At 71.8% G+C, this 17697-nt stretch carries 17 protein-coding genes; 7 read left to right on the forward strand and 10 right to left on the reverse strand.

What is annotated here, in order from left to right; translation table 11 throughout:
• Positions 1–46: 46 nt before the first annotated feature.
• Positions 47–1483 (reverse strand): purine-cytosine permease family protein, encoded by a 1437-nt coding sequence (locus tag OHO83_RS40905; RefSeq protein WP_266666583.1) that lies wholly within the window; start codon positions 1481–1483, stop codon positions 47–49.
• Between the two features lie 70 nt (positions 1484–1553).
• On the opposite strand from OHO83_RS40905, the gene OHO83_RS40910 reads away from it, so the two are divergent.
• Positions 1554–2216 carry a TetR/AcrR family transcriptional regulator gene (locus OHO83_RS40910; protein WP_266666581.1) on the forward strand — a complete coding sequence of 221 codons (663 nt, stop codon included), beginning with the start codon at positions 1554–1556 and terminating at the stop codon, positions 2214–2216.
• 132 nt (positions 2217–2348) lie between these two features.
• Here OHO83_RS40910 and OHO83_RS40915 read toward each other — a convergent pair whose 3' ends face one another.
• From OHO83_RS40915 to OHO83_RS40930, 4 genes are all read right to left on the reverse strand, one after another.
• Complete coding sequence (locus tag OHO83_RS40915; RefSeq protein WP_266666579.1) at positions 2349–2585, reverse strand: hypothetical protein; 237 nt, start codon at positions 2583–2585, stop codon at positions 2349–2351.
• Between the two features lie 93 nt (positions 2586–2678).
• A complete protein-coding gene (locus OHO83_RS40920) occupies positions 2679–3074 on the reverse strand; it encodes a hypothetical protein (protein ID WP_266666577.1) in 396 nt (131 codons plus the stop codon).
• Between the two features lie 78 nt (positions 3075–3152).
• Positions 3153–4700, reverse strand: a complete 1548-nt coding sequence (locus OHO83_RS40925; RefSeq protein ID WP_266676092.1) for an FAD-dependent oxidoreductase — start codon at positions 4698–4700, stop codon at positions 3153–3155.
• A gap of 310 nt (positions 4701–5010) precedes the next feature.
• Positions 5011–5850, reverse strand: a complete 840-nt coding sequence (locus OHO83_RS40930) for a SigB/SigF/SigG family RNA polymerase sigma factor (RefSeq protein WP_266666575.1) — start codon at positions 5848–5850, stop codon at positions 5011–5013.
• A gap of 302 nt (positions 5851–6152) precedes the next feature.
• Here OHO83_RS40930 and OHO83_RS40935 point away from each other — a divergent pair, with 302 nt between their 5' ends.
• Positions 6153–7010, forward strand: coding sequence for a VOC family protein (locus tag OHO83_RS40935; protein ID WP_266666572.1), 858 nt, complete (start codon positions 6153–6155; stop codon positions 7008–7010).
• A gap of 337 nt (positions 7011–7347) precedes the next feature.
• Here the strand turns inward: OHO83_RS40935 and OHO83_RS40945 are convergent, their stop codons facing one another.
• Complete coding sequence (locus OHO83_RS40945) at positions 7348–7836, reverse strand: MaoC family dehydratase (RefSeq protein WP_266666570.1); 489 nt, start codon at positions 7834–7836, stop codon at positions 7348–7350.
• Between the two features lie 27 nt (positions 7837–7863).
• The gene (locus OHO83_RS40950) at positions 7864–9201 is read right to left on the reverse strand and encodes an MFS transporter (RefSeq protein ID WP_266676090.1); all 1338 of its coding nucleotides are present in this window, start codon (positions 9199–9201) and stop codon (positions 7864–7866) included.
• 409 nt (positions 9202–9610) lie between these two features.
• On the opposite strand from OHO83_RS40950, the gene OHO83_RS40955 reads away from it, so the two are divergent.
• Positions 9611–10042, forward strand: coding sequence for a PP2C family protein-serine/threonine phosphatase (locus OHO83_RS40955; RefSeq protein ID WP_266666568.1), 432 nt, complete (start codon positions 9611–9613; stop codon positions 10040–10042).
• 90 nt (positions 10043–10132) lie between these two features.
• Here the strand turns inward: OHO83_RS40955 and OHO83_RS40960 are convergent, their stop codons facing one another.
• Positions 10133–11377, reverse strand: coding sequence for an MFS transporter (locus OHO83_RS40960; RefSeq protein ID WP_330280624.1), 1245 nt, complete (start codon positions 11375–11377; stop codon positions 10133–10135).
• A 58-nt stretch (positions 11378–11435) separates the two neighbouring features.
• On the opposite strand from OHO83_RS40960, the gene OHO83_RS40965 reads away from it, so the two are divergent.
• The 3 genes from OHO83_RS40965 to OHO83_RS40975 all read left to right on the forward strand — a co-directional run bounded on the left by OHO83_RS40965 (position 11436) and on the right by OHO83_RS40975 (position 14806).
• Entirely contained in the window at positions 11436–12425 is a 990-nt protein-coding gene (locus OHO83_RS40965; protein WP_266666564.1) for a helix-turn-helix domain-containing protein, read from the forward strand.
• Positions 12426–12564: 139 nt separating this feature from the next.
• Positions 12565–13455, forward strand: a complete 891-nt coding sequence (locus OHO83_RS40970) for a hypothetical protein (protein ID WP_330280625.1) — start codon at positions 12565–12567, stop codon at positions 13453–13455.
• Between the two features lie 118 nt (positions 13456–13573).
• Positions 13574–14806, forward strand: a complete 1233-nt coding sequence (locus tag OHO83_RS40975; protein ID WP_266666559.1) for a cytochrome P450 — start codon at positions 13574–13576, stop codon at positions 14804–14806.
• A gap of 46 nt (positions 14807–14852) precedes the next feature.
• On the opposite strand, the gene OHO83_RS40980 is transcribed toward OHO83_RS40975, so the two are convergent.
• Positions 14853–15965 carry a YncE family protein gene (locus tag OHO83_RS40980; protein ID WP_266666556.1) on the reverse strand — a complete coding sequence of 371 codons (1113 nt, stop codon included), beginning with the start codon at positions 15963–15965 and terminating at the stop codon, positions 14853–14855.
• Positions 15962–16558 (reverse strand): ankyrin repeat domain-containing protein, encoded by a 597-nt coding sequence (locus OHO83_RS40985; protein WP_266666554.1) that lies wholly within the window; start codon positions 16556–16558, stop codon positions 15962–15964. Before OHO83_RS40985 ends, OHO83_RS40980 begins: the two co-directional genes overlap by 4 nt.
• Before the next feature lie 511 nt (positions 16559–17069).
• Between OHO83_RS40985 and OHO83_RS40990 the strand changes: the two genes are divergently transcribed.
• Complete coding sequence (locus OHO83_RS40990) at positions 17070–17486, forward strand: NUDIX hydrolase (RefSeq protein ID WP_266666552.1); 417 nt, start codon at positions 17070–17072, stop codon at positions 17484–17486.
• Positions 17487–17697 lie beyond the last annotated feature (211 nt).

Below are 17697 nucleotides of genomic sequence, written 5' to 3' on the forward strand. Positions count from 1 at the left end.
TTGGCGGCGCCGGGCCCAAGACGTCACCCGGAGGTGGGGTGCCGGGTCACCCGCGCCGGGCCTCCGTGGGCCGGTGCACGCGCATCATGGCGATGTACACGGCCGCGGAGACCAGGATCCCGGCCGGCAGGGAGAGGTCCGTGCCGCCCGCCGCGCGGGCGATGGGGCCGGTGTACATCTGTGTGTTGACGCACTGGGACGCGATGGCGGTGGCGACCACCAGGGCGGTCACGCCGGCCCAGTTGACGCCACCCGTGTACCAGAACGCGCTGCCCCGGGACTCGTCGGTCAGGTCCCTGCCGTCGTAGCGGTTACGGCGCCACAGGATGTCGGTGGCGTAGATCGCGATGCTCGGGCCCATCAGCGCCACCATGAGTTCGAGCATGTTGCTCACGGTGTCGAGGAAGTTGGAGACGAGCAGCGCGTACAGCGTCAGTGCCACACCCAGGGCTCCGTCGAGGGCGACGCTGCGGGACCTGCGGATCCTGACCCCTATCGACTGCAGGGCGAGGCCGGAACTGTAGGCGGTCATGGCGTTGTTGCAGATCGCGCCGAGGATGACGGCCAGGAGGAAGGCGGGCCTGAACCATCCCGGCAGGATGGTCTCGAGAGCGGTCTGCGGGTCGGACATGTCGAGTGCGGTTCCTGCCAGGGCGCCGAGCGAGGTGAACAGGACGCCGGGCACGTACGCGCCGAGAGTGGTCCAGCCGGCGATCGCCCACGGCGAGGCGGTACGGGGCAGGTAGCGGGCGAAGTCGGCGCTGTTGCTGTACGAGAGCGGCGCGGAGGCGACGAGTGTGATGCCGCCTATCACCACGGCCCACAACTCCGTGCCGTGGAGCGGGTGTCGGGGCGCGTATCCCCAGTCGACGTGGCCGAGCACATAGCCCGCCAGGACGACGAAGACCGCGGTCAGGGCCAGGGTGAACGGAAGATAGAGCTTCACGATGGTCGCGTGGCCGTAGACGCTGATGGCGAGCGTCGCCGCGGCGAGCACCACGATGACGACGACCTTGACGCCCGTCGTGAGTGCGATGCCGGCCTTGTCGACGAGGCTGAACGCGGAGAGCGAGGCCGCGGCCCAGCTGAGGGCCAGATAGCAGACGGACACGAACCAGCCGGTCAGGGCGATGTTCGCCCGGTTGCCCCGAATGCCGAACATCGCACGCGTGATCACCTGGCTCGGGGTGCCGGCCGCGGGACCGCTCACGGCGACAAGGCCGACCAGCACCCAGCACAGGTTGCCCGCCGCGATCACGCCCAGCGCCTGCCAGAGGCCCAGGCCCATCAGGATGAGGGCGCCGCCGACCACGAGGCTGAGGTAGCTCACGTTGGGCGCCGCCCACACGGCGAACAGCTCGCGGGCGTGGCCGTGCCGTTCGGCGTCGGGGATGAAGTCGATGCCGTGCGCCTCCACGCGTCCGGCCTGGTCGGCAGGGGGTGCGGCAGCTTGTGCCGAGGGGTCTGGGATCGTGGAAGCCATGCAGTCCTCCGAACAGGCGAGCACGGGAGCCGACTTGTCTATTGGCCACGAATCCAATAGTGAGCAGGGGGTGCCGTCAAGCACCCGGCCGAAACGGGTGCGGAAGAATCCGGAGGCCCGCCGTGCCGAGATCGTGGCCGCGGCGGCGGCGATCGCCCTCTCGGAGGGCCTCGAATGCATCACGATGCGCCGGGTCGCCGACGAACTCGCGGTGCGCCCCGGCCTGATCAGCCACTACTTCCCGGTCGCGGAGGACCTCGTCGCCGAGGCCTTCGGCGTGGCGGCGACGGCCGAGCTGGACGAACTGATTCCCGTGGATCGGCCCGAGGGCGAGACGCTGGAGGACCTGGCCCGCTTCTTCCGCCTGACCACCGGGGAGCGCTTCGACGGCATGAGCCGCCTGTGGCTGAACGCCAGGCATCTGAGCCGCTACCGCGACAGGCTGCGCGACCGCGTGGGCCACCAGGAGGCCCAGTGGCGCGAACGCCTGACCCAGCTCATCCGCGACGGCGTGGCGACCGGAGTTCTCAGCACCGAGGACCCTGAGGTGACCGCCATCCAGATCCTCGTGGTCCTGGACGGCCTCGGCGCCCACGCCAACACGGAGCTGACCAACCGCCCCCCGGCGGTGACGGCCATGGCCGTCATCACCGCGGAGCGCGAACTGGGCGTGCCTGCCGGGACACTCACCGAACTGATCGCGGCCCAGCGCGATCCGAACGAAAGGGCGTGATCGCGTCCCGGCACGCTCCGACCGAAAGGCCCTGGTTGAACCTGGGCGCCCCCATGGCATGAGCTGACGGTCGCGCGGGCGGGTCAGCGGCGCCGGGAAGCCATGCAGCGCGTGCGCCGCTGGGGTCCGCGGTCAGGTCGGACCGGTCCAGCCCATCGTCGGCGCGCCGTCCGACACCGCCTGGTCCCCGGCCGCGCCGGAGATCGCCTGGGCGAACCGGCGGATGTGCGGCATGCCCCGCCCCCTCACGGCCGGAGCCTCGCCCTCGGTGCCGCATTCATCTCCGTGTCCGTGCGCGTCGAACCGCGGGCCCCGCAGCTCCCGGTGGACGTGCGCCTCATGGCCCGTCCCGGCATGGCGCCGCTCCACGTCCTCGGCTTCCTCCGGGCTGCGTGCGGCAAGGGTCCCGGACCGCCGACCCGTCCTTCTCCGCCGCTCCGCGTGACCCGGGGGTGCGCAGGGTCACGGATTGTTCAGGTGGAGCTGGACCTCGACCTCCTGGTCGCCGGCGACCTTGCCGACCTTCTCGACGGCGAACGCCGCGTCCAGGGTCCGGCAGAGGCGTTCCACCGCCACCGGGCAGCCCTGGAGATCCGCCGTGACCGTTCCGGCGAGCACGGTGCCGGTGACATCGGCGGGGGAGTGCTCCACGAGGAAGTGGCCCGTCCACGCGGCGGGGCGCGGCCCCTCGTTGCCGTGGGGGACGGCTTCGCCGCGGTCGGAGTCGAAGTGGTCGCCCAGGAAGTGGAAGACCGCGTCGGCGTCCGGCGCGGAGCAGTCGCCGAGCATGACCTCCACCAGGTCCCGGGACGAGGAGGCCTCCGCGGGGAAGGCTGTCGAAGCTGATGTGCCGTTCACGTCGTTCTCCGTGTCTCTCGGTCTCTCGGTCTCTCAAGGAACGGTCTCTACGGGAAGCGGTGCAGTCGGTCGCGACTGTCAGGGCCCACTCGTCGTGGCGCCTCCTTCCCCGTCATCCGGTGCGGGCGACGTACCCGGCAGCTCCACCGGCGCGAGGGGCCACATGGCCGGTCCCTGAAGGACCGACCCGTCCGTGGCGAAGCGCGAACCGTGACAGGGGCACTCCCACGTCGTCTCCGCCGCGTTGAACGCCACGATGCAGCCCAGATGCGTACAGCGCGCCGAGACGGCGTGGACCGTGCCGTCCTCGGCGCGGTGAACGGCGCACCGGTGCCCGTCCACACGCACCACCGCGCCCGATCCCGGCGGGATCTCGGTGACGGAGTCGACGTGGGCGGTGTGCAGCCGGTCGCGGACGAAGTGCCGTGCGACATCGGCCTGTTGACGCAGCAGCGCGGGCGCCTCCCGCATCGCGCTCCACAGGCGGCGGGGGTCGTACAGCTCGGCCCAGGGAACCTCGTCGCCGGTGATCAGCCCGCTCAGCAGCTGCCCGGCCAGGACGCCGCTGCTCATGCCCCACCCGCCGAAGCCCGTCGCCACATACGTGTGCCGGGCCCCGGGGTGCAGGGGCCCGATCATCGGGATCCCGTCGCCGGAGTCGTTGTCCTGGGCTGCCCAGTGGTACGCGGTGTCCTCGACGGCGAAGTGCTCGCGCATCCACGAGTCGAGCCGTGCGAAGGACGCCGCCGCGTCGCCCGTACCCGGGGTGAAGCTCTCCCCGGTCACGATGAGCAGCCGCTGCCCGTCCGCGCCGTACGGAGCGGTGCGCACCGAACGCCTGCCCTCGTCCTCGGTGATGAACATGCCGGGCGGGCCCGGGTCGGTGGCGAGCGGGGCGGCCACGACGAGTTCCCGGCGCGGCTGGAGGCGGGCGAACAGGAACGCGCGGTCGAAGATCGGGAAATGGGTGGCGACGACGACGGCCCCCGCGGTCACCGTGTGCTGCGCCTCGGTGGTCACCGTGCACGGGATGCCGCCGAGCATCTCGGTCACGCGGGACCGCTCGAAGATCACGCAGCCCTGCGCGACCAGGTCCTCGGCGAGGGCCAGCAGATACTTGCGGGGGTGGAACTGCGCCTGGTCGTCCACCCGCACCGCCCCCGCGACGGCGAAGGGCAGGCCCGTGTCCTCGGTGTACCGCGCCGGGAGCCCGGCCTCGCGAGCGGCCTCGGCCTCGGCGCGCAGTACGTCCGTGCCTTCCTGGCGGACCGAGTAGGTGAAGGCCGGGACGCGCTCCAGGTCGCAGTCGATCGCCACCCCGGCGCAGATCTCGGCCACGCGCTCCACCGCGCCCTGCTGCGACATCGCGTACAGCCGGGCGGCCTCCTCGCCGTGCGTACGGCGCAGGCGGTCGTACACGAGGGTGTGCAGCGCGGACACCTTGGCCGTGGTGTAGCCGGTGACTCCGGCGGCGATGCGGTCGGCCTCGAGTACGGCGACGGTCCGGCCGGCGCGTGTCAGTTCCCACGCGGTGCTGAGCCCGGCGATTCCACCACCGACCACCACGACGTCGACCTCGACGTCCTCGGTGAGCGGTGGGTAGGCAGTCGTGCCGCTCGTGTGCATCCAGTACGACTCGCCCCGTCCGGGCAGTTCGGGTGTCGGCGCCACGGTCAAGGCCTCCTTCCCCCGCGACCCCCTAAAACATGGTGACCGCGATGCCGGTGAGGCGCTCGTCGAGTGGGGGAGGCGGACGCGAGGACGTCGCGGAGGGGAAACGCTGCGTCCTCGCGCCCCACGGCCGTCGCCCAAGACATCCCGGCGGCGGCCGCTCCCCGCCGGCTGCCACCCTTGCTCCCGCCGGGAGCCGAGGCAGGGGGCGGAGTGCAACCCCTGATCCCAGTGTCCTCCCCCTGGACGGACAAAGCGCCAGGTATCAGGCGGCCGGCAGGCCGTCGGCCGCCCCGTAGTCCCGCCCCGCCTCGGCGCGTACCCGTTCACAGCTGAGATGGATGAGGCGGGAGACGTGCATCTGCGAGATGCCGAACTTCTCGGCGATGCGGGCCTGCGTCATGCCCTCGAAGAAACGCAGGTAGAGAATGGCGCGCTCGCGCTCGGGGAGGTGGCGCAGCCCCGTCTTGGCGGCCTCGCGGTCGGTGATGAGGTCGTACGCGGCGTCGGGTGCGCCGAGCGCGTCGGCGAGGCTCTGTCCGTCATGACCGGACGGGGAGAGTTCCGCGTCGAGGGAGAGCGCGCTGTAGCTCTCGATCGCCTTGAGCCCGTCCCGGACCTCCGCCTCGGTCAGCCCCGTGTACGCGGCGATGGCGCCGATGCCGGGCTCGGGGCTGCCGGGGCGCTCGGTGAGGTCGCGGCGGGCCGCGCGGACCTTGTTGCGCAGGTCCTGCACGCGGCGGGGTACGTGCACGTCCCACATCCGGTCGCGGAAGTGCCGGCGGAGTTCGCCGGTGATGGTGGGCACGGCGTAGCACTGGAAGGGGCCGCGCTCGGGCTGGTAGTGGTTGATCGCCTTGACCAGTCCCATGGCCGCGACCTGCTCCAGGTCCTCCGTGCTCTCGCCCTTGTTGCGATAGCGGCGGGCGATGCGGTGTGCCATGGGCAGCCACGCCTCGACGAGCTCCTCGCACAGGAGATCCCGCTCGGGTCCCTCGGCGAGACCGGCCACGCGCGCGAACGCCGCCGTCGTGTCGGGGGAGTCGTCGTGGACGCGCGACGCCCGACGGCGGTGGGTGCCGACCGCAGTGATGTCAGTGAGCATCGGGATTCGCTCCTCAACGGTGTGCCGGCGCGGGCCGCGGGAACGGGCGCCGGCATCCATGAGGAGCGGTACGCCGCTCGCAGGTAAGTGCCTCCGGTCCGAAGTATCGACATGCGACCGCACTACGATTCTCCGACCGCACGTGCCCGGATGCGACTCGGGGGGCTCCGCGTCACGGCGGGTCATCGGAGCTCGGCGGACGGTGTTCCTCCAGGACGTGGTGTGTCGGTCGCGGCGTTACGGGTACCCGGTCGCCGTCAGGGCCCTGACCGAGCCCCCCGGGCGAAAGGGGGCGGCCTTTCATGAGCAGCAAGCTGATCTCCAGGACCGGAACGGACGACGCCACGTCGCACCACGCGGTCCTCGGCTCTCCCTGCTGGGTGAGTCTCGCGGCGCGTGATCTGTCGGCCGCGCAGTCGTTCTACGGCGCTGTCCTGGGCTGGACGTTCCGTGCGGGCACGCTGGGTGAGCGGTTCGTGGTGGCGCTCGCGCAGGGGCGGGCCGTGGCGGGGATCGGGGCGGTCGCTCCGGCTCTGCAGGTTCCCGTCGCGTGGACGCCCTACTTCGCGGTGGCCGACGCGGACGAGACGGCCGGCCGCGTACAGGAGCGCGGCGGCACGGTCGGCGTCGGTCCGATCGGCTTCCCCACCGGGCGGGCGGCCCTCGTGTCCGACCGCGCCGGCGCCGTCTTCGGGATCTGGGCGGGCGCGCTCGTCCGCAACTTCGGCGCGTGGCGCCGGGAGGCTCCCTTGTGGCTGCACCTCGTCACGCGCGACGCGTTCGACGCCGCGATCTTCTACGGGGAGGTCCTCGGGTGGACGAGCCCGGGCTGCTGCGACGTGCGCTACGAGGACGAGGAGGTCGTCCTCGTCTGTGCCGGACAGCCGGTGGCCGCACTCGGCGGCGGGGCACCGGGGTCGGCCCCCGACCCGCGGGTGCGGCCGCACTGGCAGGTCCGCTTCACGGTCCGGGATGCCACGGTGTGTGCCCGGGCCGCCGTGGAGCACGGCGGAGCGATCATGGGCCGGCACGCGGACAGGACGGGCGACTCCGTGACCCTGCTCGACCCCGAGGGCGCCCGGTTCACGGTCTTCGCACCCCGTCCCCACCCGGACATCGGCGCGGAGCCGACGCCGGAGGGTCTCGCGGACCGTCCGTGACCGACGGTCCGCGTCACCGCCGCAGCGACGACGACGTGCCGTCCGATGGCCTCCGAGGTCCGGCACGGGCGCTCGATGCCGAGGGGTTGGGGTGCGGGCGGCCCACCCGCGAAGAAGGTGACTTCGGGGCGTGCGGTGAGGGCGGGGGTCTCCCGTACGGGCGAGGCTGTGACCGTGGCGGCGCGGGCTGTGAGCTGAGGCGGGAGGGCCCGGGTGAGGGCAGGCGACATGGACGCGCCCTGGAAAGGCCGGTGGTGTGTGCACCGGCCCTCTCCGCATGCGGGAAGGGTGCTGCCCGTTCGGGTCTCGGCAGCCATGTCGGGTCCGGGGCCGCCCGTCACCTCGTCCGGAGCCGCAGGAAGTTCATCGCGGACAGTGTGAGCACGGTTTCGCCGTGCTGGTTGAACACCTCGATGTCGGTGTGCACGATCCCGCGGTCCGGCTTGGACTGCGAGGGACGTGCGGAGACCACCGTCGTACGGATCGACAGGCTGTCACCGGGCCGCACGGGGCGGGTCCAGCGCAACTCGTCGACGCCGGGCGAGGCGAGGCTCGCGACCTTGCTCACATAGTGGTCGGCGTACATGCGCATCATCAGGGAGGCGGTGTGCCAGCCGCTCGCGATCAGACCTTTGAAGGGGCCCTGCTCCGCGGCCGCGGGATCCGTGTGGATGTCCTGCGGATCGAACTCGCCCGCGAACCGGAGGATCTCCTCCTCGGTCACCGTGACGCTCCCGAACACATAGCTGGACCCGGGAACGTAGTCCTCGAAGTAGCGTTCGTCGATAGGGGTGTTGAAGTCCGTGCCGATCGCTGTAGTGGTCATCGAAAGCACGGTAGCCGACCTCCCGGGTCAGGCGGGGGAGCGCGGGGCGGCTACGCGGCGCAGGCCCCGGTCGAACACCGTCAGGAGCAGGAAGAGCGCGCCGGCGCCGAGCATGAACCATGCGAGCTGGTGCATCCCGCCGGTGTCGGCGTGCTGCCCGAACGCGGTCGCGGAGGCGGCGGAGGCGACCATCGAGCCGAGGTAGACGAACGTGCGGAGCAGCCCGGACGAGGTGCCGATGCGCTCCGGGTCGGCCTGGTAGTACACCGAGTTCTGCAGGGCGAGGCTGTTGAGTCCCTGCGGCACGCCGAAGATCAGGGCGACGGCGAGGAGCAGCCAGATCGGGCTCGTGCCGCCGAGCCTCAACAGCAAGGTGCAGGCGGCGAGTTGGAAAACGGCTCCGATGAGCAGCTTGACGCGGATGGCCTGGTGGCGGCCGGTGAGGGTGGAGACGGCGATGCCGGTGAGGAAGATCGGCAGTTGGACGAGGCCGGCCTGGGAGGGCGAGAGCCCACGGCCCTCCTCGGCCCACTGCGTGAAGCCGTAGAGGAAGGCGTACGAGACCACGTAGGCGACCAGGGCCCGGGCGTAGGTGGCGAGCAGCGGGGTGTTGCCGGCGAGCACTCTGAGGTCGATGAACGGTACGGGGGTGCGCAGTTCGCGTACCGCGAAGGCCACGGCCGCCGCGGCGGCGACGGCGAGCAGGTACCACGTGTCGGCGTGCAGGTTCATCAGGAACAGCAGGAGCGAGAACAGCAGCGCGGCGAACAGCGTCATTCCCGGGAGGTCGAGTTCGGACGCGATGCTCCTGCCGCCGGTGCGGCGCGGGCGGGCCTGCACCGGCAGCCGGCGTGCGCCGAGGATCAGGGCGGCGGCCGCGAGGGGGATGTTGAGGGCGGACGTGGCGCGCCAGCCGCCCACGTCGATGAGGAGCCCGCCGAGGGAGGGCCCGATGACGGCGATCGTCTGGCCGGACACCGCGAGGGTGGTGAGGATGGCGCCGGGGCTGTCGCGACCGGTCCGTTCCGCCTCGCTGCGCAGCAGGGACATCGAGGCGGGGTAACCGGCGCAGGTGCCGAAGCCGAGCAGTACGCGTGCGGCGATCAGGAAGCCCAGGTTGGGGGCCAGCGTGCCGGCGACGCCCGCGATGCCGACCAGGGACGCGCTGACCAGGAAGAGGCGGCGCGGTCCGAAGAGGTCGATGAGCCGTCCGACGACGGGCTGCCCGAGAGCGGTGGCCAGGTAGAGCGCCGAGACGAGCCACGCGGTCTGCGAGGGAGGGGCGCCGAACGCCACCCCGATGGGGACGAGGGCGACGGCGATGATCGTGGAGTTGATCGGGTTCAGGACCGAACCGATGACCATCGGCGGGATCAGCCTGCGGTCGAACTGAAGTGCGGGGGCGTCGTGCTCGCCGGGTTCGGACTCTGTCGCCGGTCCGTCGGCCGCCCGAGCGGGTATGTCGGGGTTGCTCATGGGCGGGTCAGCCCCTGGCGGGTGTGCGGCGGGGTCTCGGCGTGCTTGCTCATGTCCCCACCGTAGATTCGACAGTTTTGCCTGTCCAGTTTGAGCTGAGCAGTTTTGCTTCCCTTTTGTGTGGTGGGTGTCGGCCCGTGCTCTCCGGGTGGGTGGTGAACGCCTGGGTGGCGCACCGCGCCGGGGGAGTGATGTGCCCGGTGCGTGCGTTATCCGCGCAGGTCACAGGGGGTGCGGAGGGCGCCGGTGAGCCGTCCGTGCGACAGAGCGGCGACGTCGCCCGGGTACGCCACTGCTGGTGCGCGAACGCAAGGTCACGGAGCTGGTGCCGCGTGACTGCGCGCCACCCCTGGGCATGGGTGACCTGCCCGTCCCCCCGCCCCGAAGCGACCACCTCACCTTCACGGCAGGTGACTTCCTCGTCCTGTACACCGACGGAGTCATCGAGGCCCGCTCGTCCACCGGCGCCTTCTATCCGCTCGCCGAACGGGTCGCGTCCTTCCCGTCCCTTCCCGGCGGCGGCCCCGACTCCCTGCTGCGCCACATTCACCGCGATCTGTTCTCCCACACCGGCGGGCAGCTCGACGACGACATCGCGCTCCTCGTCATCGAACGCGTACCCACCCGCCATCTGCCCCGCCCGCTCCTCGACGGCCACCCGATGACGGATCAGGTCCACGCACACCCCGACGGAGCACCACCGTCGACGGCTCACGAACGGGGTGTCTGAACGGTCCGGGGGCGGCCACGACCAACGCCGGCTTCGTGCTTCCGGCCTGGCCCTGGACCTGGCCCAGACCGCCGGTGATCCGGCGGGCCATCAGGTGGCCGGGCAGGAGTCCGCGGCGCGTGCGGAGGTGTCGGGCCGGGCGTGGGGCAGTCGGCGTACGGCTTTGGAGGCCAGGGGTATCAGCGTGGCCGCGGCGGAGACGACGCCGGCGACCGCGGTCACCCGGAACGCGCCGAACGCCTCGGCCAGCGGTCCCACGCAGAGCTGCCCGACCGGAATCGCGACGTACGACAGCAGGTCGTCGTACGACGAGACGCGCGACAGCACATGTGCGGGGACGTGCTCCTGGAGCGAGGTGTCCCACGCGACCGCGGTGACGGAGGAACCGAGCCCCGCGACGAACGCCGCCGTGATCAGCCACGGGGCCTGCACCCGCGCCCCCAGCGCGATCAGGGGCAGCGCGCCCAGCACCCCGGCCAGCTGCCCGAACCGCAGCAGGTGCCGCACCGTCAGCCGGTACATCAGCACACTCGACGCCAGCATGCCGACACCGCGCACACTCAGGACGAAACCCCAGGTCGTCTCCCCGCTGAGCCGCCGGGTGAGCTGGGGGCCGAGGATCTGCCACGTACCGGTCTGGACGAGGTTCAGCAGGCAGAAGGACAGGGTGCCGACCCACACCCACCGGATCGCACGGAACGCGGTCCAACCCTCGCGGATGTCGGCCGACACCGTGCTTCGCGGTGATGCCTCCGAAGCGCCCGCGAGGGGGAGCCGTGCGAGGAATCCGGCCGCGACGAGATACGTGAGCGCGTCGAACGCGATGGCGGGCCCGCTCCCGACCGCCACGACCAGCACGCCCGACAGGCTCGGGCCGAGGATCTTCGAGGCGTTGCGGGCCGAACCGAGCAGTGAATTCGCCTGCTGCAGAAGGGACTTGGCGACGAGCTGAGGGACGACGCCACGCAGCGCAGGGGTCGTGAAGGCGGCGAGCGCGCCGTTGAGGAACTCGATGGTGGCCACCAGCGGCAGCGAGTAGTGCCCGGTCAGCAGGAGCGCGGCGACGGCGCCCTGCGTGAACGCGGCCCCCAGATGGGCGGTCACCAGGACGGTCCGGCGCGGGAACCGGTCGGCGACGGCGCCGCCCACGAGCAGGAACGCCAGCAGCGGCAGCATGTGGGCGGCGAGCACGACGCCGAGGTCCTGACCGCTGCCTGAGGCGTCGAGAACGGCGAAGGCAAGCGCCAGCGGAGCCATCGAGCTGCCGAGCAGGGACACCAGACGTCCGGCGAAGAACGAGCGGAACGGGGCCTGTCGCAGGAGTGAGGAATGCACCGGCCCGAGTGTGGGGAGGCGTGGGCGCGCACGCTAACGTTTCGGCGGGAGGCGAAAGATGGTGCTGCTGCGGTTGAGTCCGATGGCCCTGTCACAGTCCCGGTTCGCGCTGTCGCCGAGCGCCGAGACGCTGGGGTCGATGAGCGTCCTCATGAAACCCTGCTCGGACCCGTGGCTCACCCCCTGGTACACCCACCATCACGACGCCTTCCACGCCGCGCTCGACGCGGACCCGTTCGCCAGAGGCCTCGTCGAGCTGATCTGCTCGACCAAGTACCTCCCCGGGTACGTGAGCCGCCCGCCGTCCGGCGGCATGCGCACCACGCTCGCCGACGAACTCAAGGCCGTCGCCGCGGCCCGTGACGACGCCATACGCGCGGACCTCGACGCGGCGGTGGCCCGCAGCTGGAAGCGGCACGATCTGGAGTGGCTGACCGGGCACGGGTGGGGACCCCGGACCGCCGAACTCTTCCGGCAGGTGTGGACGGCGCATGTGTCGCCGGACTGGCCGCGCCGCCGGGCCCTGCTGGAGCGGGACGTCACCTACCGGGCGGGGCTGCTCGCCGCGTACGGCTGGCCCAGAGCCCTTCAGCACATGAACCGGCGCAGTGCCTGGGTCGGCGCCGACGCGATCCGCTTCAGTGACCAGCCAGGTCCTGACCGCGTCGTCGGAGAGGGCGGCATGCTGTTCGTGCCCGTCTGCGTGACCAGCGGCACCTGGCTGGCCGAGGCGCCTCCCGACCGGTACGCCCTGGTGTACCCGGCCCGCGGTACGGCCGAGCGGACCGGGCGGGCGCGAGCGCCGCAGGCTCTCGACCGGCTGATCGGCAGCGGCCGCGCCGCCCTCCTCCACGAACTCGCACGCCCGGCCACCAGCAGCGAACTCGCCGCGCACCTGGGCCAGTCGCTGGGCACCGTCGGCGGCCACCTGGCCGTCCTGCGCGATGCGGACATGGTCGTCGGTACGAGAGTGGGGCGACGCGTGGTCTACCGGCGCACGGAGGCGGGCGACCGCCTCGCCGGCCGTGCGTCGTCTGCGGATGACTGACCACGGGCCGACGAGCGCATCGTCGAAGACGAAGCAGTCGACGAAGCACCGGCGCACGGTGTGACGGCGCGGTGGCGGGTGAACCACGGCGACCGGCGCGTCTCGGCCGCCTGCGCCGACCGCAGGGCAGAGTGGACATGTGGACGCAGATGATGTCGCCGAGGATCTCTACCGCCTGCCGCCCGTCCAGTTCACGGCCGCCCGCAACGCGCAGGTCGTCGAGGCGAAACGCGCCGGTGACGCGGCCGCCGCACGCCGGATCGCCGCCTTCCACAAGCCGACTCTCGCCGCCTGGGTGTCGAACCTGCTGGCGCGGCAGAAGGAGGAGGCGGGGCAGCTCCTCGAGCTCGCGGAGGCGCTGCGGGAAGCGCACCGTACCCTCGACCCGGGGCAGTTCCGGACCCTCAGTCACCAGCAGCACGCAGTGATCGCGGGCCTCGCGCGACAGGCGGGTGGCCTCGCCCGGCAGGCCGGCCAGCCGGTGAGCCCGAGCGTTCTGCACGAGGTCGAACAGATCCTCCGGGCGGTGCTGGCCGACCCGGAGGTCGCCGAGCGGTGGGCCACCGGCAGGCTCACGAAGGTCCCCGCCGTGTCCACGGACTTCCCCGGTACGTCGCCGTTGGCGCAGGTGTCGAAGAAGGACGCAGAGCCCGAGGAGCCCACCCCGGCTCCCGCAAGGGAGAAGGCCCCCGATGCCGCCGAGGAAAAGCGCCGCGCCCGTCTCAAGGACGCGATGAAGGCGACCACCGAGGCCGCGGCCGAGGCGAGCCGCCGCGACGACGACGTCCGCCGGGCCGAGGAGGAGCACGAGCAGGCCACCGCCCGCCGTTCCGCGGCGGACGAACGCGTCGCACTCCTGACGGATCGGCTCGGCGAGGCCGAGGAGGAGCGGCGCACCGCTGCCGAGGCGGCGGACGAGGCGGCCGTACGGGTCCGGGACGCCGCGCGCGAACAGAAGGCCGCCCGGCGGAAGGCGGCGAGTGCGTCCCGGGCCGTCGAGCGGCTCTCCGGAGGCGGTTCCGCCCGCTGAGCGAGGCTCACCCTCGCATCACGAACTGGTCACGCCACCCACTCGTACCCATGTTCTCTTGGATGCTGACGACCGAGATCACGTCAGGGGACACGTGCTCGCGAAACGGAGTGAGGACATGACCGATCCGGCCGCCGCACCGATGGAACTGACCCATGCCCAGATCGACGAGGCGTCGCACGGCCACGGCGTACCGCTGGTGCGGGTGACGCTCCCGGGGACCACGACCCCTGTGTGGCTGGCCACGCGCTACGACGTGGTGAAGGCGGCGCTCGGCGACACCCGTTTCGTGCGGGACCTGGTGAGGGTTCCTGGTGCGCGGGGCGCAGGTGTGGGCGCGGAACTGCTCGACGACGCGGGGCTGCCGCCGGCGTACCGGCAGTACCTGGAGATCCTCGTGATGGTCGACGGGCCCGAGCACACCCGCCTGCGCACGCACGTGATGCGGGCCTTCGCCCCGCGCCGGATCGCCGCGCTGCGTCCGCGCATCGAGCGCATCGTCCAGGACGTGACCGGTGAACTCGCCGCGAAGGGCGACCAGTTCGACCTCCTGAGCGCCTTCGCCTACCCGGTCATGACGGACGTCATCTGCGAGATCATCGGCGTCGACGCGGCCGACCGGCCGAAGGTGAGCGGCTGGATCAGGGACTACGAGTCCGGTGAGCCGGACCGCTTTCTGCCCGGCATCGACCACCTCGCCGAGTACATCGGCGAACTGCTCGACCTCCGTGGCCCGGCGCCCAGGGAGGACCTGGTCTCCGATCTGCTGCGCTCCAGCGCGGCGGCGGCCGAGGGGCAGCGCCTCACACGCCAGGAGATGACCGCGCTCGTCTTCCTGCTGATCAACACGGGGATCGCACCGCCCGCCTTCTTCATCACCGACGCGGTCCTCACCCTCCTCGACCACCCCCAGGAGGCGGCCCGGCTGCGGGCGGAACGCGACCTACTGCCGCGCGCCGTACAGGAGTTGCTCCGTCACGTGTCCGCGGTGCGGGTCGGCGCCACCCTGTACGCCACCGAGGACGTGCAGCTCGGCGGCGTCCTGGTACGCCAGGGGGAGGGCGTGACGAGCGGTCTGCTCGCCGCCAACCGCGACCCGGGAACCTTCGACGACGCCACGCGGCTCGACCTCGCACGGGAGGCGGCGCGCGGGGCCGGGCACATCGCGTACGGGCACGGCGCGCACCGCTGCATCGGCGCCGCGCTCGCCAACCTCCAGACCGAGGTGATCCTCGACGAGCTGTTCCTGCGGCGCGACAGCCTCGAGCTGGCCGTCGACCGGGACGCCGTCGAGCGCGTCGGGTTCGCGGGCGACGGCACCTACCCGATCGCGCTGCCGGTCCGCATCTGAGTCACGCATCTGAGTCACGGGCGGACGCGCATGAGGCGGGGCCCGGTCACAGTACGGCGATGCCCAGCGGCCGATGGCCTGCGGGCAGCCGATGGGTGTCCCCGCTCCTCAGGTCCACGACGGTGATCCCGTCCCAGAACCCGTCCCGGGTGAAGCCCCCGGTGACATAGGCGGTGCGGCCGTCGCGCGACGCGGCGACGTCCTCGTGCGGGCCGTCGAGGGGGACGACGCGCTCCTTCCCGTCGGCGGTACGGATCGTCAGCGAGGCGTCGTCGTCCCCGGCGCCGATCGGTCCCGTGCCGACGGCGAGCAGGGTCCCGTCGGGGGTGAGCCGGGCGCCGTGCTGGTGCGTGTCGGCGGTCATCGGCTCGACGGCGACCTTGCCGGTGCGCGGGTCGAGCACGGCCAGCTTCTCGCCCTCGAAGGGCAGCAGGAGCTTCCCGTCGTCGCGCACGGCGGCGTAGTGCGGCTTCAGCCACGAGCCGAGTCCGCCCTCCGTGCCGTACGGCGCGACCTCGAAACGGCGCGCGGTGAGCGTGTCGGCGCGTACGGCGGTCACGTCGAACGAGTCGTGGCCGGTGGCGTACACCTCGCCGCCGTCCCGCGAGACGTCGACATCGAAGGGGCGACGGCCGACCGGGACAGTGTCCGTGACCTTTCGAGTCGCTGTGTCGACGACCTCCAACACCCCTTTCTCGTCCGGGACGTTGACACCCACGTAGACATGCTTTCCGTCGGGCGCGAGGGCGATGCCCATGCCGCCGCCGCGGTACTCGCCCGTCGTGGCGGGGCCGGTTTCCGTCGCGTACGGGATGCGGCCGACGTTCTCGCGCGTCTCGGTGTCGACGACGGCCACCCCTTCGGCCGTCGCCACCCAGGCCCGGCCGTCCTCGCCGACGACGAGCCCGTACGGTGCCGTGCCCACCTTCACCGAGTCGAGTGGGCCGCGCCGCGGGTCCACGAACGTGACCGTGTCGCTGCCGAAGTCGGCCACCAGCAGGGTGCCTTGAGCGGTCCGCGCGGGTGCCGGCGCCGAGGGCGTGACGGTGGCGGCCGGAGGCGGGGCCGCGGTGGAGTCGGCGGTGCCGGTCGCCGTGCACCCCGCCGCGAGGACGACGACGGCCATCGCCCCGAGCACACCGCGCGCACGGGCCGTCATGCCGCCGCCCTGAGCAGCGCGGCGAGCGCGTCGAAGCCACGGCGTTCCGCGTGTTCCAGGGCCGTGACGCCGTCCGCGTCCGCGAGGTCCGGGCGGGCGCCCGCCGCGAGCAGCAGCTCCACGATCTCCTGGTGCGCGCGGCCTCCGTCGCCGAGGATCACGGCTTCCAGGAGCGCGGTCCATCCGAGATCGTTGACGTGGTCGACGTCGATGTCCGTCTCCCGGAGCACCGCCCTCACGTACGCGACGTGGCCGCGCTCGCTGGCGGGGATCACCGAGACGCCGCCATAGCGGTTACGCAGAGTGACATCCGGGCCCGCCGGGAGGAGGACGCGCATCATCGCGACGCTGCCGGTCACGCCGGTGACGAGCCACGGGCTGTCGTGCCGCCGGTCCTGGGCGTCCGGGTCCGCTCCGGCCGAGACCAGGACCCGTGCGGCCTGGACCTGATCGTTGAGAGCGGCGAGGAGCAGCGGGGAGCGCAGTTCCTCGTCGCAGGTCTCCACCGAGGCCCCGGCGTCGAGGGCTGCGCGTACCTCGTCGGCGTCACCGCGCCGGGCGGCCTCCAGGAGTCGGCGGTCGCGGTCGTGCATCTCGGTGCTCCAAGTCCATAGGGAAGGAACGGGGGCGCCTCCGATCTCCGTTCCGGAGTCCATTCTCCGGCCGCGTCACGCCCTCGACGGTCGGCCTGCCGTCTGCGGCTACGGACCCCTACGGACGACAGCGGGGTCAACCGATCGGCTGATGCCTTCGGGGCCGGCCCCGAAGGCGGGACGAAAGGAAGGCCCCCTCCGTACCCGGTGAGGGCGCGGAGGGGGCCGTGATGGAGACCCGCCCTCAGGGTGTGCACCGGTTGCCGTCGCCACGACAGGAACCCGAGGACGTCCTCGGGTATCTCAACGAGCCCGGATGTGCCATGTTCTGCCATGACCGGACACGGCACCCGCACGTGGTTGATCGGCGTGTCACGTTGACGCGCTGTGCGGGCTCTGTGGGTTCGGCGTGATTCCTGACCGCGCGGGGCGTGTGATCGATAGGTTGTTCCCCTGCATCGGCCGTCATCGGGGACGGTGATGTCCTGAGTGGTGCAACGTAGGAGGTCAGATGCGTTCGCGGGTCTCGGCGTATGCGATCGCTGTCATGGGGGAGCAGTTGCTGCTGACCCAACTCGCGGAAAGCTCACCGGTCTTCGAGCCCGGCCTGTGGCACCTGCCCGGTGGAGGGATCGACCCGGGGGAACAGCCGCACGAGACGCTGGGGCGCGAACTGTACGAGGAGACGGGCCTGGAACTCCTGGACGCCCGGCTGGTCGACGCGCGGTCGTACACCGCTCACCGGCTCGGCATCGACTGGCATCTGGTGGGGCTCTTCTACCGCGTCGACGTCAAGCCGGGCCCACTCGTGGTGACCAAGGCGGACGACTCCACGAGCGCCGTCACCTGGATGCCCCTGTCCGGCTTGCGGGAGTCGCAACTGTCCCCCGCGGCGGTCGACGGCCTGGCGATGACCGGCGCCCGATAGACCCACCGGCCCTGCGCGGGCGCGGCCCACCAGCAGCGGAGGAAGCGCATATGACCTTCCCCGGGAAAGGGGCATAAAATGCCGTGGGGAGTCTGGAGGCAGCATGGCCGAGAATCTGGACCGCACCACACGCCGGGGCTCCGGCTGACAAAATACTCGTCCTCGATGGAGTCGATGACATCCCGAACCGGGCTGATCTTCTTCAGCCGTC

Origin of the sequence: Streptomyces sp. NBC_00569 (assembly GCF_036345255.1) — a bacterium.
GTDB lineage: Bacteria > Actinomycetota > Actinomycetes > Streptomycetales > Streptomycetaceae > Streptomyces.

Excerpts from the sequence above, each read along its gene's own strand:
- OHO83_RS40905 (WP_266666583.1), bottom strand. The coding sequence starts at position 1,483 with ATGGCTTCCACGATCCCAGACCCCTCGGCACAAGCTGCCGCACCCCCT.
- OHO83_RS40925 (WP_266676092.1), bottom strand. The coding sequence starts at position 4,700 with ATGCACACGAGCGGCACGACTGCCTACCCACCGCTCACCGAGGACGTC.
- OHO83_RS40930 (WP_266666575.1), bottom strand. The coding sequence starts at position 5,850 with ATGCTCACTGACATCACTGCGGTCGGCACCCACCGCCGTCGGGCGTCG.
- OHO83_RS40935 (WP_266666572.1), top strand. The coding sequence starts at position 6,153 with ATGAGCAGCAAGCTGATCTCCAGGACCGGAACGGACGACGCCACGTCG.
- OHO83_RS40945 (WP_266666570.1), bottom strand. The coding sequence starts at position 7,836 with ATGACCACTACAGCGATCGGCACGGACTTCAACACCCCTATCGACGAA.
- OHO83_RS40950 (WP_266676090.1), bottom strand. The coding sequence starts at position 9,201 with ATGGTCATCGGTTCGGTCCTGAACCCGATCAACTCCACGATCATCGCC.
- OHO83_RS40965 (WP_266666564.1), top strand. The coding sequence starts at position 11,436 with ATGGTGCTGCTGCGGTTGAGTCCGATGGCCCTGTCACAGTCCCGGTTC.
- OHO83_RS40975 (WP_266666559.1), top strand. The coding sequence starts at position 13,574 with ATGACCGATCCGGCCGCCGCACCGATGGAACTGACCCATGCCCAGATC.
- OHO83_RS40980 (WP_266666556.1), bottom strand. The coding sequence starts at position 15,965 with ATGACGGCCCGTGCGCGCGGTGTGCTCGGGGCGATGGCCGTCGTCGTC.
- OHO83_RS40985 (WP_266666554.1), bottom strand. The coding sequence starts at position 16,558 with ATGCACGACCGCGACCGCCGACTCCTGGAGGCCGCCCGGCGCGGTGAC.
- OHO83_RS40990 (WP_266666552.1), top strand. The coding sequence starts at position 17,070 with ATGCGTTCGCGGGTCTCGGCGTATGCGATCGCTGTCATGGGGGAGCAG.